The following is a 22,962-nucleotide window of genomic DNA, read 5'->3' as shown; positions in this document are numbered from 1 at the left end:
ATTATGATTAAAAAAAACACCCTTTCACTATTATTAATTATCACTCTTTCCATAAATAGTTTATATTCTCAAAACTATTGGAGCAGGGTAGAATCGAAGACGACTTCTGTTAAAAAAGAAAAGATTCTTGACAGAAAAAGTACCCCCGAAAAATACTCTTTAAGAACATTAGATTTAGATGGTTTTACAAACTACATTTCTGGTGCAAAATCTAAAGGCAGCAAAAAAATAATTCAATTACCTAATTCAAAAGGTGAATTGCAAAAGTTTTCTATTCATGAGACTTCTTTATTAGAACCTAAATTGGCTGCTAAATTCCCAATGATTAAATCGTATTCTGCACAGGGTTTGGATAATCCTACTGCAGTAGCTAAAATTAGCTTAGGTAATGATGGTTTACACGCTATTGTTTTTTATGGAAATGAAAGTACTTTATATATAGATCCTTATACGAAGGATAAAAAGCAGTACATTATATATAAAAGAGAAGACTTGCATGCTAGTAAAGATGAATTTTCATGCCAAATACAAGAAACTACTAAAAAAGTAGTCACCCCATCTTATCAAAATAAAAATGCTAATGATGGTAAATTAAGAACCTACAGAATTGCTATAGCCTGTACTGGTGAATATGCTCAATTTCATTTAAACAATCAAAATGTCCCAGCTTCTGCAACTGAAACAGTTAAAAAAGCAGCAGTTTTATCTGCAATGAATACAACCATGGCACGTGTAAACCTCGTTTACGAAAGAGACTTAGGTGTTCGAATGGTTATTGTAGGCGATAATGATAAATTAATTTTCTTAGATGCTGCTACTGATGGTTTAACCAATGACAGTGCCAGTAGCTTAATAAATGAGAGTCAACAAAAATGCGACGCTATAATTGGTAATGCTAACTACGACATAGGTCATACTTTTAGTACAGGTGGTGGTGGTTTAGCTGGACTTGGAGTAGTATGTATTTCTCAACAAAAAGGAAAAGGTATTACAGGTAGTAGCCAACCTATTTCTGATCCATATGACATTGATTATGTTGCACACGAAATAGGACATCAATTCGGTGCTAATCACACTTTTAATGGAACTGCAGGTAATTGTGGTGGAAATATAGGCCCAACCTCAGTAGAGCCTGGAAGTGGCTCAACAATTATGGCTTATGCGGGTATTTGTTCACCTGAAAATGTTCAGAATAACAGTGATGATTATTTTCACGCAATTAGTATTAAAGAAATGTGGAATCATATTCAATCAGTTGCTAGTTGTGGTACAAAAACTGATACTGGTAATACAGCTCCTACTGCAAATGCTGGTAGTGATTATACTATTCCAAAATCTACTCCTTTTGTATTAAGAGGTACAGCTACTGATGCCCAAGGAACCTCTAGTTTAACTTATAATTGGGAACAAATAGATACAGAATCTGCACCGGTTCCTTTAGTTTCTACAACTAAACAAGGTCCCGCTTTTAGATCTTTACCGTCTAATACTTCTCCTAATAGATATATGCCTAAATTATCAACCGTGATAGCTGGTAATACATCAACTAAATGGGAAGTACTTCCGTCTGTTGCTAGAACAATGAATTTTTCTTTTACCGTAAGAGACAATCATGTTGGTGGAGGAAATTCGGCTAGAGATGACATGAAAATAACTGTTACAAACGCTGATGCATTTACAGTTACAGCGCCAAACTCATCAGTAACTTGGAATACTGGTGATAACCATACTATAACTTGGAATAAAGGGACTACAGATGAAGCTCCTATTAATTGTACTAAAGTTAATATTAGACTTTCTACAGATGGAGGCTTAACTTTCCCTATCTTAATAAAAGAGAATATTGATAATGATGGTACGGAAGATATAGTGATCCCTAATCACCCTACAAGTAAGGCCCGTATAATGGTGGAAGCAGCTGACAATATTTTTTACAATGTAAACTCCACTAATTTCACTATCAATTCTACAGTTCCTACTTTCTTATTTACAAATAAAACAAGTAAGCAAACTATTTGTAACAATAATACTAATTCTGTTGATTATACTTTAAATTTAGATTTTGTTAATGGTTTTTCTGAAACTGTAACATTATCTGCTACTGGTTTACCAAATGGAGCTACAGCTACCTTTTCTCCTGCCACAATTAATGCAGATGGTGATGTAACAATGACTATTAATAACTTAAATGGGAGCAACCAACAGGACTATACTATAGTTGCCAAAGGGACTTCTAATAGCGTTACCCAAACCACTGATGCTTTACTAAAAGTTATAGGCACTAATTTTGCTAATATTAATCCAACCTCGCCTACTAATTCTGCTACAAATGTAAGTTTATTACCTAAATTTGAATGGGGCGCAGATCAAAATGCTACATCGTACAATATTATAGTTGCAACCGATGCAAGTTTTGCTAATATAATTATAAATGCTATAGCTACTACAAATTCATATAAGCACTCATCTGCACTTAACCCATCTACAAAATATTATTGGTATGTAAAACCTAAAAATGATTGTGGTGAAGGTCCAAATTCAAGTATTTCAGAATTTACTACTGAAGCACCATCTTATTGTTCTTCAACATTTACTGATGAACCTGGTGGAGGTGATCATATCACTAATGTTACATTCAACACTATTAATAATAATTCTGGAAATGACACAGTTGATGGATATGAAGATTTCACTTCGAAATCAACGACTGTAAAAAGGTCTTTAACTCATAAAATAAGTGTAACTTTCAATACTGATGGTTTTCAAGATCATTGTTATGTATTTATTGATTGGAATCAAGATTTTCAATTTAATAAAACTACAGAACGATATGATTTAGGTACAAAAACTGAAGATGTAGCTACCGCAACCCTTGACATTACTGTACCTGATGGGGCTGCACTAGGAAGTACTAGAATGAGAGTTGTTGTAGAATACGCTGATCCTTCAAAAGGGTTTGGTGATGGACCATGTGATTCAGATCATAAATCTGAATGGGGTGAAACTGAAGACTATACTATTATTATTGAAGAAAAACCTCTACCAAGTTTTGCTTTAACTAACACTACAGGAGATGTATCTATTTGTAATAAAGCTGACAATGAACAAAGTTTTGTTATTGACTTTAAAACTCTATATGGCTTTAATGAAAATGTAGCATTCTCAGTTACTGGAATTCCAGCTAATACAACTAGTTCTTTTACTCCTGCATCATTAAACGCTAATGGAAATGTTAATTTAACATTATCTAACTTAAACAATGCTACTGTAGGTGATTATAATATGACAGTAACAGGTACCTCTACCTCCGTTACTAAATCTATTAATATTTTATTAAATGTTAATGACAACCTATGTAAATCATCAGGAAATACTAAATCTCAAATTAGTATTACTAATGTTAAATTTGGAGAAATTGATAATGCTTCAACAAAAACTACGGGTTACTCTGACTTTAAATCTACCTCAACAGGAGTTGTTAGAGGGGAAAATTATGATTTGACTGTTGCCATTAACAAAGATGGTAATGATGATGTGAAAACTTATGGATGGATTGATTGGAATCAAAACTGTTCTTTTGATACTGGAGAGGCCTTTGATTTAAGCTCGAATTCAAGTTCAATTGTAGTTCCTGAAGATGCTCTTTTAGGAGCAACAACACTAAGAGTTTCTACAAAGCTAGCAACAGCTCCTAATTCATGTGAGTTGAATTTTAATGGTGAAGTAGAAGATTATACCATTAACGTTGAAGAAAGTTTCGCTACTTCAAAGAGCTTATTTAGCGACTTAAAATTATACCCTGTTCCTGCCGAAGGAAAATTAACAGTAAGCTTCAAAGTGAAATCTAAAGATTTAACCGTTGTTAGGTTATTCGACTTAAGAGGTCAATTATTAGAAACTCAGAGTTTTTCTACAATTTCTAGTTCTTTTAATAAAGAGGTTGAATTTAAAACTATGAGTACAGGAATTTACTTACTTCAAATAGAAAACGACGGAAAAACTAAGACTAAAAAAGTTGTATTCAAATAAAAAGCCCATATAATACAAACAAAAAAGCGAGCTATTTAGCTCGCTTTTTTTATTCAACTAGACCAAATATTATAAGTTATATTTTATACTTAAAACTCCAATTCTTGGCTGAATTACATAAGTAGAATTAGTTACTAAAATATCGTTACTACTATTTTGGTTTAATCCTTTTGAGTTTAATAAGTTAGTTACCCCTATTTTATACTCCCATTTACTTTCTTTTTTCTGGTATGTTAAATCTGCTCTTAAAAAACCATAACTATCAATGCTAGTTCCGTTATTTACAACATTATTATAAGTATATCTTGAGGTAAATATAAATTCTTTTAGAAAATAAGCATCAAAATTAAAATAAGGACTATGTGTTGTAAAAGTGTTTTTTATCCCTTGAATATCAGATCTATTGATAGATACATTATAACCAATATCAAAATTAGGAGCTTCTCTAAAGTTTGTACTAAACTTTGTTCTATAAGACTGTGTAAAAGTTTTGGCTAATCTATTTTCTACTACGTTTGTTTGACGATTTGTTATTAAGCTATTTGATTTAGCATATGTAACATCACCTCCTAAACTCAATTTAAATTTTCTATAACTTTTTTGAAAATTAGCTCTTGCTGAAACAGTCTCATCGGGTAAAGCAGAGTTTATCGAAGTCCTTATTTGGTTGACTCCTAAAAATGCTGTATTTCCTTTAATTATATCTTTACGTTTGCTATAGTTTATAGAACCAAAAACATTTGTATAATTAAACATGTTAAAGCTAAAATAGTTTAAATTTATATTATGATACAAAGCATTTTCTAATTCTCTATTTCCTTTATACAAACTATTATAATTATTAAAAACATATCCTTCTGCTAACTGATTTACATCTGTAAAACTAGTTTCCATACTATATCTTAACCTTAATGTTTCCGATTTCTTTAAACTAATTTTTACTGAAGCATCTGGTAAAAGTTTAGTAAATGTATTTTTTGTTTGTGAACCTAACTGTGTATTTTTCGATACATAATTATGTATATTAAATCCTTGTGTAAAAGTAAATATCCCTGTAATAAACTTATAATGAAGACCTACATATAAATCGTTAAAAGTAAAATCAACATCATTAATTGAAGCTGGATTTGTTACTTGTGTTTTATTACCTCCTAAAATCTCAAAAATATCAGAATTGAATTGTTGAGTACTTAATGTAGTTCCAAGAGTTACATTTAAATTACTTTTAGAATTTAGCACATAGTAATAATCTAAATTTGCATCAAACTTGTTCGTTTTTACCCTCTTATTCTGACTTATATTAAATGGATTTGCTGTTATATTTAACCCTATTAAGTTAGCAAATGAAAGTTGTTCTAATTCTGCATTGTAAAACGGATCTTCATCTTGCCATAAATGCTGAGCTTCAAAAGCAAAAATATTTTTATCATTTAAAGTATAATAATAGTTTAAGTTCTGATTGATTGAAAAAGGACTTTGCTCTGAAAACTGATTAATTGGAACAACCTCGTCACTAGCATTCAAATATGTTCTTGATGATAGGGTTGATTGACTTTGACTTTGACTTGATACTTTGGTAAAAATGTCATAGTCTAATTGATTATTTGTATTAGGTTTATAACTAGAACTTAATTTAAATAATCCTAAATCACTTTTTTGATTTGTTAAATTCTGAGTATTTTCAGTATCAATAATTGGAGATGTTCCAACTGGTAAATTATTAACATCTACACCTCTATTTATGTATTCTCTTGAAGTAGTTTCTTGCATTTCAGTATCATTTCCTGAATAAATAGCAAACCCACTAATATCCCATGTTTTTTTAGGTGAGTAACTAAAATTTAATGCTCCAAATCTTGATTCAATTTCTTTAGCTCTATTATTTCTTAAAGTTAAGAACGATATATCATTTGAACCAACATCAAAATTAGTTCCATTACCAGAGCCACCTAATGCTCTAAAGCCTCCTGTAAACTTAAAATAATCTCTCATGGTAAAAGGTACTTCTCCTATATTATTTACATCAGTAATAATATTGATACTATACTTAGGGCTATAGTAAAAAAGCTTAGGATGTGCTATATATCTACTATCATTCATTCCCACTCCTAAACCAGCTGTCACTTCTCCAAACCAAAAATTCTTTTTTCCTTCTTTTAGTTTTATATTAATTACAACGTTATCCTCATTATCTGTAACCCTACTCATTTGACCTACTTCACTATGGTTTTTTAAGACTTCAACCTTATCAACTGCATTTGCTGGAATATTTTTTGTGGCTATTTTAGAATCTCCATCAAAAAAATCTTTTCCTTCTACCATCACCTTTTTTACTGTTTTTCCTTCTACCTCTATTTCTCCATCATCATTTACTTCTACACCTGGTAATTTTTCAAGAACATCTCCTAGCTTTTTTTCTGTTCCATTTTTAAAACTATCAGCATCATATACTATAGTATCACCTTTAACCGTTACTGGCATTTTATAAGTAATATTTACTTCATCTAACGTATCATCATCTTTCAAATCAATATCTTTAATTACATTTTTCTCTTTTGTTTCTACTAAAACATCTGAGGTTTTCATTCCTATATAACTAACCTTAATGCTATAGGAAGAATTCTTCTTTAAATTCAGTTTATAATTTCCATTTGCATCAGTAAACCCATAGGAATCTAACTTCTTAGTTACTTTATTAATAGCAATTACATTGGCCATTTCTAGTGGACTTCCTATACTATCTTTCACTACTCCTTTCAGAGTAATTTGGGCATACAATCCCCATGTAGCCATGAAAATGGCTATAAATAATATTTTCTTCATTATATAAATTTGTTAATTGTATTTAGTTAAAAGCCTCGACCTCTTCCACCTCCTCGACTGCCACGTCTATTTCTAAACATTTCTCTCATTTCTTCCATTTTCTTTTTCATAATCTCGGCATATTCTTTCTTAGATACTTTTTTTCCTTTCTTCGGCTCTTTAATTTCTACTTTTTCTGATGAATTCATCACTATTTCTGTACAAAGAATAGTTGTTCTACCTTCATTTATTTCTAAAATTAAACCAGGTAAACCTCCATAATTTTCAGGACCATTACTTACTGGTATTTGAGGCGTATACCAAGCCGTAACTTTAATTTCTTTAGGCATTTCAATTTCATCAGAGATTTTTTTAGTTTTTAACGTATCATTCTTTTTCTTTTTAGGTCTTCTTCGCATGTTACGCCAATCTAAACCATCTGCTTTTTTTACTACCGTAGCCTTAAAGCAAGTATAATTTCCTATTTGTTTAGTTTCATTACCTAATTCCCACTCTAATTTCTCCGAAGAACTATTTATTAAAAACTTTTTACCAAAAGATTCTTTAGATTCTAAAACCTTATGTTCTTTTAAGTTCTTATATGTTTCACCTCCGCTCATCATTCCTCCAAAACGAAAACCTCTTCCTGTACCTGGAGTTGCTAATTTTTCTTCTTCTTTATAAACAGACTCATTTTTAGTAAAATTTAGTACATATGTTTTTTCCAACATACTTTTCATTCTTTCTAAAATCTGTTTTTTTCGCTCTTCAGACATTTGTCTACCTCCAAAATTAGGATCTACGGTAGTTTTAGATTTATACACTGCTTTCCCTTGAAAATTTGCTTGAGAAAATCCTGAAATTGAAATGCATAAAAATAGATATGATAAAAAACACTTCATGGTTTTGACTTTTAATTTGATTAATAAAACTTTAGTTAACTAAAGTTAGACTTACAAAAAGATAAAAGGTTTAAGTGTTTTTTTATTTTAACAATTAAAATTACCCTTGAATTTCAATACTAAAAGAATTACCATCTTTGCTTTTTCTTTTACTTTTAAAACGCTCCATCATATCTTTGGAGTGCTCATCTATAATTTTATCAAACTTTTCTTGTGTTACTTTTTTTCCTTTAGTTGGCTCTTTTATATCTATTTTTTCAGATGAATTCATTACAATTTCGGTACAAACAATTGTTAATTTACCGTCTTGAATTTCTAATATTAAACCAGGCAAGCCCCAAAACTGTTCTGGCCCATTACTTAAAGGAATTTGAGGTGTATACCAAGCTACAGTTGTAACAGTAACTTTATCTTTTTTCTCTTCACGTTTACCATCTGTCATTGTAAAAGAAGTTCTTGTTTCTTCTCGTTTTCTTACTGCTTTGTAACAAGTATAGTTTCCTATATTTTTAGTTTCACTTGTCATTTCCCAATCATAATCTTCTAACTTATCTTTTATAAGAAATCGTTTTCCGCTTATTTCAGTTTTATTCACATACCTCTTATCTGCAATATTTTTATACAAAATATCACTACCTCCGCCTCCACCAATAGATATAACACTAATAGAGTTACCTCCTATTGCCTGAGGAGCCGATAATTCTTTATTCTGTGTATATACAGATTCTGATTTATTAAAATTTAAAGTATATGTTTTTTGAAACTGTTTTTTTAACTGTTCTTGTAATTGCTTTTGCAACTTAGAGTTACCTCCATGTGCTTCCTCTAACTTTAAGTCAACTTTTCTAAATGTTTTATAAGTAGCTTTTCCTTGAAAATTTTGCCCCAAAACTGAGACTGAAATTAATAGTAATATTAAGACAATTGTTTTCTTCATTTTTAATTATTTTAAATTTTTACTTTACAAATATGAATACTTAAATACTCCTTTTGAGTTAACGAATGTTAACGAGTGTTAAGCGGTTGTTTTTATTTACTTTAACCACTTATCTTTGAAACATGAAGAACCCAAAAAAACATTGGATTTTATATTTAATTATAGTTACAATACTGACTACTATAACAGTACAGTTTTATTGGAACTATAAAAATTATGAACAAAATAGACAACGTGTTTTAAACGAAATTCAAATTAGTTTAGACAATTCTATTGAAGCATATTATGTTGATTTCACCAAGGAAAGTCATTTTGCAATTGTAGAACCAGAACATTTAACACCCACTAATAAAAAGGAAAAAAATGCTGCTTGGAAAAGCATCTTTAGAAGATCAGGAATTAAAAAAATTGTAAAAAAATTTCCCGAGAAAAAAAAATCTTCCTTTGAAATTACTGCAGTTGAAATAAATGGAGGAAAAGAAGACCTTACTAAAATGGATTCAGCTTTTATAAAATCTTTTACAGGAAAAGATAACATAGTTACATCAAAGAAAAATGACTCTTTAAGTTTTGATATTTCTATTCAATCTAAAAAAGATAAGGAAACAATGAAGTCCTATAATAATAGAGAAAAAGTTCAATTGTTTCTAGGGAAAAAATCTGTAGATAGTCTAAAACTAATAAAAGGGATACAAAGTATTTTTATAGCTATACAAAACGATACTATCGACTACAGGAAGCTAGACTCTATAATAGCTAAAGAATTAAATAATAAAAAAATTCAAACAGATTTTTATTTTAAACATTTTAAAAACGATTCTCTTTTTTACACCAATAAAACTGATAATATTAAATATCCATTAAAAGTTAATGCAAAATCTACTTTTTTAAAATCTCATGAAGACATTAATTTATATTATAGCAATCCTACATATGAAGCATTAAAAAGAAGTTTCACAGGTATATTATTATCTTTTCTTTTATCATTAGCTGTTATTTCTAGTTTAATTTATTTGCTAAAAATCATCAATCAACAAAAGGAACTCGCAGAAATTAAAAATGATTTAATTAGTAATATTACTCACGAATTTAAAACTCCAATCACAACAGTTTCAACAGCTATTGAAGCCATAAACAATTTTAATATTATTGATGATAAAGAAAAAACTAAAAAATACTTATCTATATCATCTATACAGTTAAAAAAGCTACACCAAATGGTTGAAAAACTTTTAGAAACTGCCACTTTAGATAGTGAGAAATTATTATTAAAAAAAGAACCTGTTAATATTATTGATTTAATTGAAAAACTCACAAAAAAACATCAATTAATCGCCCCAGAAAAAAGCATACATTTTTCAAGTAATGTCTCAAGCTTAGAAAAAGAAATAGACCCATTCCACTTTGAAAATGCTGTTTCAAACTTAATAGATAATGCTATTAAATATGGTGGTAATAAAATTGAAATTAACATTAACTTTCTTTTAAATAATTTGGAAGTTTCTGTGGCTGACAATGGTATTGGTATTGATAAAAACCAACAAGACAAAATATTTGAAAAATTTTATAGAGTCCCTAAAGGAAACACCCACGATGTTAAAGGGTTTGGAATTGGTTTATATTATACCAAAAAAATTATTGAAAAGCATAATGGAATTATATCATTAACTACCGACTTTAAACAAACTGTTTTTAAAATTTCTTTACCAAATGACTAAAAAAATAAAATTATTATTAGCCGAAGACGAACCTAGTTTAGGTCAAATCATTAAAGAAAGTTTAGAAACAAGAGATTTTGAAGTTTTCCATGCTGAAGATGGAGAAAAAGCATACACCCTATATCAAAAAGAAAAACCTGAAGTTTTGGTATTAGATGTTATGATGCCTAAAAAGGATGGTTTTACATTAGCTAAACAAATAAGAGAAGAAAACAATTCTATTCCTATTATTTTTTTAACTGCGAAATCACAAACCAAAGATGTATTAGAAGGATTTCAACACGGAGGTAATGATTATTTGAAGAAACCGTTCTCTATGGAAGAGCTCATTGTTAGAGTTCATGCTTTATTGAATAGAATTAACTTAAAAAAAGATATTTCAAAAATTAATATTGGAAATTTTATTTTTAATTACACTAAACAAACGTTGACATTTGAAGATTATTCAGAATTATTAACTCATAAAGAATCAGAGCTACTCTATCACTTAACTCAAAAGAAAAACGAAGTTCTAGATCGTGGTTTTATCTTAAAAAAACTTTGGGGAAATGATGACTTTTTCAATGCAAGAAGTATGGATGTGTTTATTTCTAAGTTGCGTAAAAAATTAAAAAAAGACGAATCTATTCAAATTATAAACATTCGTGGTTATGGTTATAAATTGATGTGTTAAAAACTTTTGAAATCCCTTTTTTTATGTAATTTTACCACCTTGAAATTCGAAAACTATGCATGTAGCAATTGCCGGAAATATTGGCGCAGGTAAAACCACGTTAACCAAACTATTAGCAAAACATTTTAATTGGGAACCTCATTTCGAGTCTGTAGATGAGAATCCATATTTAGATGATTTTTATGGAGAAATGGAGCGTTGGTCTTTTAACCTACAAGTTTATTTTTTAAACAGCCGATTCCGCCAAGTTTTAGAGTTAAGAAAATCTGGAAAGAAAATTATTCAAGATAGGACTATCTATGAAGATGCTCATATTTTTGCACCTAACCTGCATGCTATGGGACTTATGACAAATAGAGATTTTAGCAATTACAGTTCTTTATTTGAATTAATGGAGAATTTAGTTACACCTCCTGATTTATTAATATACTTACGTGCAGATATTTCTACTTTAGTAGGACAAATACACAAAAGAGGGAGAGATTACGAAAACTCTATTAGCATTGATTACTTAAGCAGATTAAATGAACGTTATGAAGCTTGGATTAGTAAATACAACAAAGGAAAATTATTAATTATTGATGTTGATAATTTAGACTTCGTTGCTAATCAAGAAGATTTAGGATACATCATTGATAGAATAGATGCGCAAATAAATGGTTTATTCTAAACCTGCACTCTTTTAAATTCACTTAATAAAATAGCTGTTGCAGTAGCAACATTCAAACTTTCAGTTTGCTGAATTTCCCCAAATCGTGGGATGGTTAATTTGTGCTTTACTATTTCAGAAATTTCTTTTGAAATTCCGTTAGCCTCATTACCCATTACTAATATTGCTTTTTGGGGTAACTCTGATGTATAAACATTATCACCATCCATGTCTGCAGTATAAACTGGTAAAGTTGTATTTGACAAAAAGTTAGGTAAATCTACATAAGAAATATTAACTCTTGTCAGTGACCCCATAGTAGACTGCACTACTTTTTGATTGTAACAATCTACAGTAGTTTTAGAACAAACTAACTCAGTTATTCCAAACCAATCACACAAACGAATAATAGTTCCTAAATTCCCAGGATCATTTACATTATCTAAAGCTAATATAAAACTCTCCTTATCACTTGTAAGTATATCTTCTGGAATTTTAAACAATGCTAGAACTTTGTTTGGTTTCTTTAAAGTACTTATTTTTTTTAATTCGTTTTCAGATATCACAATAGAATTAACTCCATTTATAAAACCTAAAGAATCATCAGTAGTAAATACTTGATATAACTCTAAAGACGAATTCAACAATTCATTTACAACCTTTATCCCTTCAGCTACAAATAATTTATGTCGTTGTCTATACTTTTTTTGTTGTAAACTAGTTATTAATTTCAGGTTGTTCTTAGATAAACTCATTAAATCTTTTTTAACACTTTTAAACCACTAAAAAATAGTATTTTTGATAAAAAAATACGAGGCGTAAAGTTAATGAAAAAACTTTCTTTCTTCTTTTTATTAGTAGTCTTATTCTATTCTTGTAGTACCATAAAGTACGTTAAGGAGAATGAATTATTATTAGCCAAAAACACTGTTTATATAGACAGTTCAAAAAATTCCAGTAGTAATATTTCTGAATTATTAATGCAAAAGCCTAACGCTAAAGCTTTAGGAATGCCTCTTTCACTATATTTTTACAATTTAGGAAACCCTGATGGCTCTAAAACACCAAGTGAGTGGGCAAAAAACAATCCAAAAACGTATAATTTTTTTAAAAATAATTTTTCTGAAAAACAAAGTATTGCAGTTGCTAGAAGTTTTATCGGTTTTAACAATTGGTTTTTAAGAAGTGGACAAGCACCTATTATTATAAATGACAGAAAAACAAGAAGAACTGTAACTAATTTAAGCACATATTTTCAAACAAAAGGTTACTTTAGATCAAAGGTAACTTCAAGAAAAGATACTATTGGTAGAAAAAAAGGAGCCATAACATATAATGTTTTAAGAGGTAAACCATCTTTTTTAGACTCTATTAGCACAAAGATATCTTCTCCTGTTCTTTCATCTTTGTACAAAGAATCAAAAGAAAATAGTTTTTTAAAATCTGGTGACCAATACGAAGTTGATAATTTTATAAAAGAAGCAGATCGATTAGTAAAACTGTTTAGAAATAAAGGTATTTATCATTTTAATGAGAATTATATTTTATTTGACATCGACACTCTAAAAAATTATAGAAAAACAGATGTTGACGTTAATATTTCTGACAGAGTTATTCCTTTTAAAATTCAAAAGATTAAAAAGGTTAATGTCTATACAGACTATACTTACAATAAAAGAAATCTACCACATCAAGATTCTACATCTTACGAAGGCATTAATTTTTATGCTAACGACAAACTAAAATACAACCCTAAATATTTATCACAATCAATATTTATCAAACCTAATTCGGTTTATAGTGATTCTTTACGAAATTTAACTAGAAGACATTTAAAAGGTCTAAGAAATTTCAAATCGACCTCTATCCGATATAATGAACTTAGTGACGATGAATTAGAAGCGTCTATATTTTTAACACCTATAGAAAAATATACTTTAGGATTTGACACAGAACTTTCAAGGTCAAATATTCGAAATTTTGACATTTCACTAAAATTCTCTTTAACTAATAGAAACACATTTAAAGGTGCCGAAATCTTTAAGTTTTCAACTTTTGGTTCTTATTTTAATTCTAATAATGGTCCTGGTTGGGAAGTTGGAGGCGATATTTCTTTAGAAGTACCACGTTTAATGGCTCCTTTTGGCTTACATAAATTTGTACCCAAAAGAATGTTCCCTAGAACTAAGTTTTTTACTGGAGTAGGAATTCAGAAAAACATTGGTTTAGATAGACAAAATATTACAGTAGGAATTGATTATAAATGGAACTACACAAAGCGTAAATCAATTCAACTAGAATTATTAAATGCTCAATATATAAGAAACTTAAATGTGAGTAATTATTTTAATGTATATTCTTCAGAGTATTTAAAATTAATAGCCATAGGACAAGTTTCAAATCCCACTTTACCTGTTCCTGATAATACTCCTGGTAATTTTAATCAAATAGGAAATTACGCTGCACAAATAGCTAGTAATACTACTTATTTCCAAAACAATCCTGAAGATCTAGGTGTTATTTTAAATATAATTGATCGATATAGAATTATTACTTCCGATTTCTTAATTCCAGAAATTGCATATAGCTTTACTTATAACAATCAAGAAAATGCAAAAGATCAAAGTTTTTCATTTTTTAAACTTAGAATAGCTAACTCAGGAAATGTAATGGGACTTTTATCAAAACAAAAAAATGACAATGGAAAAACTACTGTTTTTAAAATTCCAATAGCTCAATACTTTAAAACTGATGTTGAATATAAAAAATACTGGAACTTAGGAAACAACACTGTATTAGCACATAGAACCTTTCTGGGAGCCATAGTGACTTACGATAAATCAAACATCCCTTTTTCTAGAAGTTATTTTGCTGGAGGTTCAAATGATATTAGAGCATGGAGGACATATGACTTAGGTCCTGGTACTCGATCAACAGGTTTAGAATATAATATTGGTAGTTTAAAGTTTCTTACAAGTTTTGAATATCGTTTTGATGTACTAGGGTCGTTAAAAGGAGCTTTATTTGTAGATGCTGGAAATATTTGGGATATTACTAAATCTGAATTCATAGATGATGATGCAAAATTTAAAAATATAAAATCGTTAGGAGATATGGCAGTAGGTACTGGTTTCGGAATGAGATACGATTTTAAATTCTTAATTGCTCGATTAGATTTAGGCTTCAAAGTTCATGAACCTTATTTAACAGGAAATAGATGGTTCAGAAATATGAACTTTTCAAGTTCTGTATTAAATATTGGTATAAATTATCCTTTTTAACTTCTTTTTTTGCTACAACGTTATCGTTATTTTTAATTCAGATAAGTTTTAATTTTCTTATTTTTGGAGCATTATAATACAACTAAAAATCAATTTTAATGTCTCATAATATCAAACCAGGTGTTGCTACTGGAAAAGAAGTTCAAGCAATATTTCAATTAGCAAAAGAAAAAGGATTTGCTTTACCAGCAGTAAACGTAGTAGGTTCAAACACTATTAATACTGTATTAGAAACTGCAAAAGAACTAAACTCTCCAGTAATTATTCAGTTTTCAAATGGAGGAGCTCAATTCAATGCAGGGAAAGGACTTTCTAACGAAGATCAAAAAGCTGCAATAGCGGGAGCTGTAGCTGGAGCAAAACACATTCATTTATTAGCTGAAGCTTATGGAGTACCTGTAATTTTACATACAGATCATGCGGCTAAAAAATTATTACCTTGGATTGATGGTTTATTAGATGCTAGTGAGCAATTTTATAAAGAAACAGGAAAGTCTCTTTATAGCTCACATATGATTGATTTAAGTGAAGAACCATTAGAAGAAAATATAGAGATTTGTAAAGAATACTTAGCTCGTATGAGTAAAATGGGTATGACATTAGAAATTGAGTTAGGTATTACAGGTGGAGAAGAAGATGGTGTAGATAATACCGATGTAGATGTTTCTAAATTATATACACAGCCGGAAGAAGTTGCTTATGCTTATGAAGAGTTAATGAAAGTAAGTGATCAATTTACAATTGCTGCTGCTTTTGGTAATGTTCATGGAGTATACAAGCCAGGAAATGTAAAATTAACTCCAAAAATCTTAAAAAATTCTCAAGAGTATATCTCAGAAAAATACAACGTACCTCATAATACTATTGATTTTGTATTCCATGGAGGATCTGGTTCTACTTTAGAAGAAATTAGAGAATCTATAGGTTATGGTGTTATCAAAATGAATATTGACACAGATTTACAATATGCTTTTACAGAAGGTATTCGTGACTACATCATAGGTAAAAAAGAATACTTATCAAGCCAAATTGGTAATCCAGAAGGAGAAGATTTACCTAACAAAAAATACTACGATCCACGTAAATGGTTAAGAGAAGGTGAACAAACTTTTAAAGCTCGTCTTAAAAAAGCTTTTGAAGATTTAAACAATGTAAACACCTTATAAACAACTATAAATCAACAAAAAAAAGCATCTAATCGAGGTTAGATGCTTTTTTTATTGCTCATAAAAGTAAAGTTCGTAAAAATCTTTTACATTTGTAGCCTACTCTTTTCATAAAAAAGAGTTAATAACACACAAACAACAAAATATAAACTAAACACTATGGCTTGGTTTAAACGTAAAGACAAGGGAATTCAAACCCCTACCGAAGAAAAAAAAGACACTCCTAAAGGCTTGTGGTATAAAACTCCAAGCGGGAAAATTATTGATACAGACGAATTAAAGAAAAACTTATATGTAAGTCCAGAAGATGGATACCATGTACGTATAGGAAGTAATGAATATTTTGAGTTGTTTTTTGACGACAATAAGTTCGAAGAATTAAATTCAGAGTTAACTGCTAAAGATCCTTTAAAATTTGTGGATACTAAAAAATATCCAGATCGTTTAAAAGCAGCACAAAAGAAAACAGGATTAAAAGATGCTGTACGAACTGCTGTTGGTAAATCTTTAGGAAAAGATATTGTTATTGCTTCTATGGACTTTGCTTTTATCGGAGGATCAATGGGAAGTGTTGTAGGAGAAAAGATAGCAAGAGCTATTGATTATGCAATCCAACACGAATTACCATTTTTAATGGTATCAAAATCAGGAGGTGCTCGTATGATGGAAGCTTCATTATCTTTAATGCAGTTAGTAAAAACATCAGCAAAGTTAGCTCAATTAGCAGAAGCTAAATTACCATACATATCATTATGTACAGATCCTACAACTGGAGGAACAACAGCTTCTTTTGCAATGCTAGGAGACATTAACATAGCTGAACCTAATGCTTTAATTGCATTTGCTGGACCACGTGTTGTAAAAGACACAACAGGTAAAGAATTACCTGAAGGATTCCAACGTTCTGAATTTGTTTTAGAACATGGATTCTTAGATGGTATTTACGAAAGAAAAAACTTAAAGAAACAAGTTAACTTATATATTGATTTAATCCAAAATCAACCAATTAGAGCCTAATTAAGGAAGCTAGCTAACGCTAGCTTTTTTATTTTTTGGTTCTTTATTAACATTCTAAAAAATAATTGTACATTTGCAGCTTCAATGTAAAAGCATTGAGTACATTAAAATCATTTAAACAATATTGGTATGTATTTAACTAAAGAAGTAAAGGAAAGCATCTTTGCTAAACACGGTAAAGGAGCAAACGATACTGGTTCTGCAGAAGGACAAATCGCATTATTCACGCACAGAATTAACCACTTAACTGAGCACTTAAAGCAAAATCGTAAAGATTTCAACACGGAGCGTTCATTAGTAAAAATGGTAGGTAAGCGTAGAAGCTTGTTAGATTACTTAAAGAAAAAGGATATCAACAGATACCGTGCGATTATTAAAGAATTAGGAATTAGAAAATAATTTCTACCAAAAAGAGGCTCTATAAACGTGCCTCTTTTTTATTTTACAAAAAATTCATTTCTGACTAACAAACAGAAATTTATATAAAAAATCCAAAATTACTAACAACAATTTTGGTTTTCCATTGGAAATACAACAACACAACAACAAAAAACGAATTAAAAATTTAGAAGAATTAATTTATGATTCCAAAAGTATTTAACCAAGTCATTGAGCTTGGAGATGGAAGAACCATCACATTAGAAACAGGAAAATTAGCTAAACAAGCAGATGGTTCTGTTGTTGTAAGAATGGGAGATACAATGTTATTAGCCACAGTTGTATCAGCAAGAACTGCAAACCCTGGTATTGACTTTTTACCTTTAACAGTAGATTATAGAGAAAAATTTGCTGCTGCTGGTCGTTATCCAGGTGGATTTATGAAGCGTGAAGCACGTCCTTCAAACGAAGAAATTTTAACTATGCGTTTAGTGGATAGAGTTTTAAGACCTCTCTTCCCTAAAGATTACCATGCAGAAACTCAGGTAATGATTCAATTAATGTCTCATGATGAAAATGTTATGCCAGATGCATTAGCTGGTTTAGCTGCTTCTGCTGCTATCCAATTATCAGATATTCCTTTTGAAGCACCAATTTCTGAGGTTCGTGTAGCTAGAATTAATGGTGAATTCATCATTAACCCAAGTGCTACGCAATTAGCTGAAGCTGATATCGATTTAATGGTAGGAGCTTCTAATGATTTTGTTGCCATGGTTGAAGGAGAAATGGATGAAGTTTCTGAAGAAGAAATGGCTGATGCTATTAAAGTTGCTCACGAAGCAATTAAAATACAATGTGCTGCTCAGGTAGCTTTAGCTGAAGCTGCAGGTAAAAAGGAAACTCGTGAATATGAAGCTGAAGCTACTAATGAAGAATTAGCTCAAAAAATTCATGATGCTGCTTACCAAAAATGTTACGATATCGCTAAAAGAGGTACTTCTAAACAAGAACGTGGTTTAGCTTTTTCTGAAGTAAAAGAAGAAGTAATTGCTATGTTTACTGAAGAAGAATTAGAAGAATTTGGTGATTTAGTAGGAAAGTACTTCGGTAAAGCTCATAAAGCAGCTGTACGTGATTTAACTTTAAATGAAGGATTACGTTTAGATGGACGTAACACTACAGATATTAGACCAATTTGGTGTGAGGTTGATTATTTACCAAGAACTCATGGTTCTTCAATCTTTACACGTGGAGAAACTCAAGCTTTAGCAACAGTTACTTTAGGAACTTCTAGAGATGCTAACATGATTGACTCTCCAACTATCCAAGACGAAGAACGTTTTTACTTACATTATAACTTCCCTCCATTTTCAACAGGAGAGGCACGCCCTTTAAGAGGAACGTCTCGTCGTGAAATTGGACATGGAAACTTAGCTCAAAGAGCTTTAAAAGGAATGATTCCTGATGATTGTCCTTACACAGTACGTGTAGTTTCTGAAGTTTTAGAATCTAATGGTTCTTCTTCAATGGCCACAGTATGTTCTGGTACAATGGCATTAATGGATGCTGGTGTTAAAATGAAAAAGCCAGTTTCAGGTATTGCAATGGGATTAATCTCTGATGGGGATCGTTATGCTGTATTATCTGATATTTTAGGAGACGAAGATCACTTAGGTGACATGGACTTTAAAGTAACTGGTACTGCAGATGGTATTACAGCTTGTCAAATGGATATTAAAATCAAAGGATTAAGTTACGAGATTTTAGTAAACGCTTTAAAACAAGCTCGTGATGGACGTTTACATATCTTAGAAAAATTAACTGATACTATTGCTACTCCTAATGGGGAAGTAAAAGCACATGCTCCTAAGATGGTAAATAGAGTAATTCCTAACGACTTAATTGGTGCGTTTATTGGACCTGGTGGAAAACACATTCAAGAATTACAGAAAGAAACAGAAACTACTATTGTTATCAATGAAGATCCTGTGACTGAAGAAGGAATTGTTGAAATTTTAGGAACAAACCAAGAAGGAATAGACAAAGTAATTGCTCGTATTGAAGCTATGACCTTTAAACCTGAAAAAGGTTCAGTTTACGAAGTAAAAGTTATTAAGATGTTAGATTTTGGTGCTGTAGTAGAGTATACAGAAGCTCCAGGAAACGAAGTTTTATTACACGTAAGCGAATTAGCTTGGGAACGTACAGATAATGTTTCTGATGTAGTAAAATTAGGAGATATCTTAGACGTTAAATACTTTGGTTTAGACCCTAGAACTCGTAAAGAAAAAGTATCTCGTAAAGCATTGTTACCAAAACCAGAAGGTTATGTTTCTAAACCAAGAAACAATGATGGTAAAAAGGATTACAAGGATAAAGATAACCGTAATCGCGATAATCGTCGTGATGATAGAAAATCTAGACCACAAAAGAAAGAAAATTAGTATTCTTTTTTGTAAAAAAATCGTCAATTTTAGTTGACGATTTTTTTTTACGCAACCTTTTCGATTTTTCAAGACTTAATAATAAATATAAAATAAATAAGTCATGAAAAACATTTTTTACGTAGGACTATTTCTACTCACTTTTACCGCCTGTACTGATGAAATAGTCATTCCTTCTCTTCCCAATAATCAAATATTTAGCTATACTTATAAAAATTTTGATCCTAACACTGGTGATGTAAAAGATTCAATAAAATATAAAATCAGTAATAATAAAATATTAACCTACGAAGGAATTAACGGTTTAAAAGAACCTGTTAGTGGACAATTTAAGTATGTAAATGAAAGGCTATCTGAAAGAATTGTTAAAAAAAATGGGGTACTACTCTCTACTGAAACTTTTACTTATGATAATAATGGTAACTTAATTGAAACTTTTAAAAAACAAGAAGAAGGTTCTGTTAATAACTACAAAAAAACAACTTTTAATCATACTCCGGATACAATATTTGTAAATGAAGCTAAAAGTACGGATGGTCTTAATTTTCAAACCAAAATAATTGCAAAAATTGTTTTAGATGAAAATCAAAATGGCATCTATTACGAAAATGAATTTAGTAATGGGGGGCATCAAATTACAGAATACATCTATAATAATAATGCACCAATAAAATACAATACATATCGTATAAATAATAGTAACAAAACATTATGGTCTGAATCATTTATTACTACCACAAATGAAACTAATGCGTTATATAAAATTCTTGAAAAAACATTCAGTAAAAAAAAATTAATGATTCTTCATTATCAAAATGCTAGTTTCTCCCCTACCTTTTTTAAATTTAGAAATATTTCACCTCGAACAATACAACAATTTAATTATGAAATTAAAAGCTCACCTTTAGTAACAAAATTTGAAATTACTAATTCTATTATAAATGATCAACATGTAAAATCAACCTATCGTTCCGCTATAGATGGATTTGGTGCTCTTACTAGTTTTGAAGAAAGTTTTTCGTATAATTAACTTTTCTACGCAACCTTTTACAAAAAAAAGACTTAATAGTAATTACATACTTATAACAATAAAATATTCTTGAATTAATTAAATAGACATTGCTATGAAAAAGGTCAAATTAGTATAAAAAAGGCTACATATTGAATTTAGAAGAAGTAATAAAAAATTGTAAAAAGAAAAATAGAGAAGCACAAGCTATTTTATATAATAATTATAAAGATAGCTTGTATTCTCTTTCTCTTAAATACTGTACAAATAAAGAAGAAGCTCAAGATAATTTACAAGATACCTTTCTTTATATATTTCAAAATATTAAATCGTATAAAAACAAAGGTAGTTTTGAAGGTTGGATGAAAAGGATAGCAATAAATAAAGCTATAGATAGATATAAGAAAAGTATACAAATGGCTCCAATAGAAAATTATTCTTTTAAAAATGAAGATGTTTTTATTGAGAATATTAATGAAATACCTCTATCTATTATTTTAAAATTTATTCAGAAGCTTCCAAACCAATATCGTTTAGTATTTAACCTATATGAACTTGATAATTTTTCTCATAATGATATTTCTAATATGTTAACAATTTCAGTAGGCACCTCTAAATCTAATTTATTTAGAGCTAAAAAAATTTTAAAAGGAAACATCCAACAATATATAACTCAAACTAAAGTTCATGGATAAACAGGAAATTGGTAAAGTACTTAAACACAAACTAGATCAGTTACAAGAATCTCCTGAAGAATTTGTTTGGGAAAACATTGAAAGTAAATTATCTAGAAAAAAAACAAACACTAGATGGTATCTGCTTTTGTTAATATTACTAAGCATAGGACTTTTCTATTTATTGAAACCCTCACCTGTTCATACTTCAACAAAAATTAATGAAGAATACCTAATATCTCCAGATGCACAATATAAAATAACAGGAATCAACAAAAAGAAAGAAAAAAAAGAAAAGAAAACTTCTAAACATCTTGTAAAAACTCTTTTAATTAAAGAGAACAATATTACACACCCAAAAACAACCTTAAAACAAGCAATATCTCTTTCTCCTAAAAATTATCATAAACTTAATATTACTAACATTTTCCCAAAACTAAATCTTAATACTCTTGAAACTCCGAAAAAAAACATTTATGAAAAATGGGAAATAACAGCCACAGCTGGTATAAACTTTTTAAACACTAGTGTTACTGAAAACCACATTAAAAATATTGGAAAAAGAAATAAAAACAATAGTACTAGCGAAACTTATGGTATTTATTTTAATTATATTATAAATAAACGTCTTAAAATAAGAACAGGACTAAAAAGGTTAAAGATTAACTTTAACACTTATCATGTACCTAATGAACAAAGCATCAATAACCTTTTAAATGCAAATACCGTTAACATCCAAGGAAATTTGTATTTTAGTGACTTAAAACTTTTATTTCAGGACGCTCATTTTATTCATATTAGTGAAAGAAATAATTACCTAGAAATACCTTTAGAAACTAAATATGTATTCTTAAAAAAAGTTCCAAACTTTTCGATTATATCAGGTTTCAGTATTCTTTTACTAGAAAAAAATGGAATATATGCATACTCTTCAAACTCGAAAAGACTTTTACTTGGTACATCAAAAATGATTAAAAGTAGAAATTTCACCTTCAACTTAGGTGCAGAATATATTTTTGATGTTTCAAAAAATTTACAATTTAGTGTTGAATGTAACTATAAACAATTTTTTAATTTATATCATTCCAACAATATTAATTTTAACTCTAATACATTAAACTTTCAAACAGGAATAACATATTCTTTTTAAGAAAATATAAGTCTCAAATTTTTCTTTCAAAAAAAGCAACCATAATGGTTGCTTTTTTATTTAACCTTATTAATCTTAATAAAAAAGGCCACTGTCAATAGTAGCCTTAGTAGAGTTCGTTTTGATTATTCCC

The 22,962-nt window shown here is 29.6% G+C and carries 16 protein-coding genes; 12 read left to right on the top strand and 4 right to left on the bottom strand.

What is annotated here, in order from left to right:
• Positions 1-3: 3 nt before the first annotated feature.
• Positions 4-4,029, top strand: coding sequence for a reprolysin-like metallopeptidase (locus F7018_RS10545; protein WP_150900028.1), 4,026 nt, complete (start codon positions 4-6; stop codon positions 4,027-4,029).
• Positions 4,030-4,098: 69 nt separating this feature from the next.
• On the opposite strand, the gene F7018_RS10540 is transcribed toward F7018_RS10545, so the two are convergent.
• The 3 genes from F7018_RS10540 to F7018_RS10530 all read right to left on the bottom strand — a co-directional run bounded on the left by F7018_RS10540 (position 4,099) and on the right by F7018_RS10530 (position 8,670).
• Positions 4,099-6,852 carry a TonB-dependent receptor gene (locus F7018_RS10540; protein WP_150900027.1) on the bottom strand — a complete coding sequence of 918 codons (2,754 nt, stop codon included), beginning with the start codon at positions 6,850-6,852 and terminating at the stop codon, positions 4,099-4,101.
• A gap of 26 nt (positions 6,853-6,878) precedes the next feature.
• Positions 6,879-7,733 (bottom strand): GLPGLI family protein, encoded by an 855-nt coding sequence (locus tag F7018_RS10535; RefSeq protein WP_150900026.1) that lies wholly within the window; start codon positions 7,731-7,733, stop codon positions 6,879-6,881.
• Positions 7,734-7,833: 100 nt separating this feature from the next.
• Positions 7,834-8,670 carry a GLPGLI family protein gene (locus F7018_RS10530; RefSeq protein WP_150900025.1) on the bottom strand — a complete coding sequence of 279 codons (837 nt, stop codon included), beginning with the start codon at positions 8,668-8,670 and terminating at the stop codon, positions 7,834-7,836.
• A gap of 122 nt (positions 8,671-8,792) precedes the next feature.
• Here F7018_RS10530 and F7018_RS10525 point away from each other — a divergent pair, with 122 nt between their 5' ends.
• Genes F7018_RS10525 through F7018_RS10515 form a run of 3 tightly spaced genes read left to right on the top strand, consistent with a single transcriptional unit; the run spans position 8,793 to position 11,731 of the window.
• A complete protein-coding gene (locus tag F7018_RS10525; RefSeq protein WP_150900024.1) occupies positions 8,793-10,388 on the top strand; it encodes a sensor histidine kinase in 1,596 nt (531 codons plus the stop codon).
• Positions 10,381-11,061, top strand: a complete 681-nt coding sequence (locus F7018_RS10520; protein ID WP_150900023.1) for a response regulator transcription factor — start codon at positions 10,381-10,383, stop codon at positions 11,059-11,061. The genes F7018_RS10525 and F7018_RS10520 overlap by 8 nt, the downstream gene beginning before the upstream one ends.
• Before the next feature lie 55 nt (positions 11,062-11,116).
• Positions 11,117-11,731 (top strand): deoxynucleoside kinase, encoded by a 615-nt coding sequence (locus F7018_RS10515; RefSeq protein ID WP_150900022.1) that lies wholly within the window; start codon positions 11,117-11,119, stop codon positions 11,729-11,731.
• On the opposite strand, the gene F7018_RS10510 is transcribed toward F7018_RS10515, so the two are convergent.
• On the bottom strand, positions 11,728-12,465 hold the full coding sequence (locus F7018_RS10510; protein WP_150900021.1) for a TrmH family RNA methyltransferase: 738 nt from the start codon (positions 12,463-12,465) through the stop codon (positions 11,728-11,730). The two genes, F7018_RS10515 and F7018_RS10510, sit on opposite strands and share 4 nt — an antisense overlap.
• A gap of 72 nt (positions 12,466-12,537) precedes the next feature.
• Between F7018_RS10510 and tamL the strand changes: the two genes are divergently transcribed.
• The 8 genes from tamL (at position 12,538) to F7018_RS10470 (ending at position 22,829) form a co-directional block, all read left to right on the top strand.
• On the top strand, positions 12,538-14,991 hold the full coding sequence (gene tamL, locus F7018_RS10505) for a translocation and assembly module lipoprotein TamL (RefSeq protein WP_150900020.1): 2,454 nt from the start codon (positions 12,538-12,540) through the stop codon (positions 14,989-14,991).
• Positions 14,992-15,089: 98 nt separating this feature from the next.
• Positions 15,090-16,157, top strand: a complete 1,068-nt coding sequence (gene fbaA / locus F7018_RS10500; protein ID WP_150900019.1) for a class II fructose-bisphosphate aldolase — start codon at positions 15,090-15,092, stop codon at positions 16,155-16,157.
• A 159-nt stretch (positions 16,158-16,316) separates the two neighbouring features.
• On the top strand, positions 16,317-17,174 hold the full coding sequence (gene accD / locus F7018_RS10495) for an acetyl-CoA carboxylase, carboxyltransferase subunit beta (RefSeq protein WP_150900018.1): 858 nt from the start codon (positions 16,317-16,319) through the stop codon (positions 17,172-17,174).
• A gap of 129 nt (positions 17,175-17,303) precedes the next feature.
• Positions 17,304-17,573 (top strand): 30S ribosomal protein S15, encoded by a 270-nt coding sequence (gene rpsO, locus F7018_RS10490; RefSeq protein WP_150900017.1) that lies wholly within the window; start codon positions 17,304-17,306, stop codon positions 17,571-17,573.
• Positions 17,574-17,755: 182 nt separating this feature from the next.
• The gene (locus F7018_RS10485) at positions 17,756-19,996 is read left to right on the top strand and encodes a polyribonucleotide nucleotidyltransferase (protein ID WP_150900016.1); all 2,241 of its coding nucleotides are present in this window, start codon (positions 17,756-17,758) and stop codon (positions 19,994-19,996) included.
• 103 nt (positions 19,997-20,099) lie between these two features.
• Complete coding sequence (locus tag F7018_RS10480; protein WP_150900015.1) at positions 20,100-21,026, top strand: hypothetical protein; 927 nt, start codon at positions 20,100-20,102, stop codon at positions 21,024-21,026.
• 131 nt (positions 21,027-21,157) lie between these two features.
• On the top strand, positions 21,158-21,700 hold the full coding sequence (locus F7018_RS10475; protein WP_150900014.1) for an RNA polymerase sigma factor: 543 nt from the start codon (positions 21,158-21,160) through the stop codon (positions 21,698-21,700).
• On the top strand, positions 21,693-22,829 hold the full coding sequence (locus F7018_RS10470) for a PorT family protein (protein ID WP_150900013.1): 1,137 nt from the start codon (positions 21,693-21,695) through the stop codon (positions 22,827-22,829). Before F7018_RS10475 ends, F7018_RS10470 begins: the two co-directional genes overlap by 8 nt.
• Positions 22,830-22,962: the final 133 nt, after the last annotated feature.

The sequence above is a fragment of the Tenacibaculum aiptasiae genome (assembly GCF_008806755.1).
In the GTDB taxonomy this organism is placed as follows: Bacteria; Bacteroidota; Bacteroidia; order Flavobacteriales; family Flavobacteriaceae; genus Polaribacter; species Polaribacter aiptasiae.
Note: the sequence above shows the minus strand (reverse complement) of the source record. Positions and strands in the feature narration are given on the sequence as shown.

Excerpts from the sequence above, each read along its gene's own strand:
- F7018_RS10525 (WP_150900024.1), top strand. The coding sequence starts at position 8,793 with ATGAAGAACCCAAAAAAACATTGGATTTTATATTTAATTATAGTTACA.
- F7018_RS10480 (WP_150900015.1), top strand. The coding sequence starts at position 20,100 with ATGAAAAACATTTTTTACGTAGGACTATTTCTACTCACTTTTACCGCC.
- fbaA (WP_150900019.1), top strand. The coding sequence starts at position 15,090 with ATGTCTCATAATATCAAACCAGGTGTTGCTACTGGAAAAGAAGTTCAA.
- F7018_RS10510 (WP_150900021.1), bottom strand. The coding sequence starts at position 12,465 with ATGAGTTTATCTAAGAACAACCTGAAATTAATAACTAGTTTACAACAA.
- F7018_RS10530 (WP_150900025.1), bottom strand. The coding sequence starts at position 8,670 with ATGAAGAAAACAATTGTCTTAATATTACTATTAATTTCAGTCTCAGTT.
- F7018_RS10520 (WP_150900023.1), top strand. The coding sequence starts at position 10,381 with ATGACTAAAAAAATAAAATTATTATTAGCCGAAGACGAACCTAGTTTA.
- F7018_RS10470 (WP_150900013.1), top strand. The coding sequence starts at position 21,693 with ATGGATAAACAGGAAATTGGTAAAGTACTTAAACACAAACTAGATCAG.
- F7018_RS10545 (WP_150900028.1), top strand. The coding sequence starts at position 4 with ATGATTAAAAAAAACACCCTTTCACTATTATTAATTATCACTCTTTCC.
- F7018_RS10540 (WP_150900027.1), bottom strand. The coding sequence starts at position 6,852 with ATGAAGAAAATATTATTTATAGCCATTTTCATGGCTACATGGGGATTG.
- F7018_RS10485 (WP_150900016.1), top strand. The coding sequence starts at position 17,756 with ATGATTCCAAAAGTATTTAACCAAGTCATTGAGCTTGGAGATGGAAGA.
- tamL (WP_150900020.1), top strand. The coding sequence starts at position 12,538 with ATGAAAAAACTTTCTTTCTTCTTTTTATTAGTAGTCTTATTCTATTCT.
- rpsO (WP_150900017.1), top strand. The coding sequence starts at position 17,304 with ATGTATTTAACTAAAGAAGTAAAGGAAAGCATCTTTGCTAAACACGGT.
- F7018_RS10535 (WP_150900026.1), bottom strand. The coding sequence starts at position 7,733 with ATGAAGTGTTTTTTATCATATCTATTTTTATGCATTTCAATTTCAGGA.
- F7018_RS10515 (WP_150900022.1), top strand. The coding sequence starts at position 11,117 with ATGCATGTAGCAATTGCCGGAAATATTGGCGCAGGTAAAACCACGTTA.
- accD (WP_150900018.1), top strand. The coding sequence starts at position 16,317 with ATGGCTTGGTTTAAACGTAAAGACAAGGGAATTCAAACCCCTACCGAA.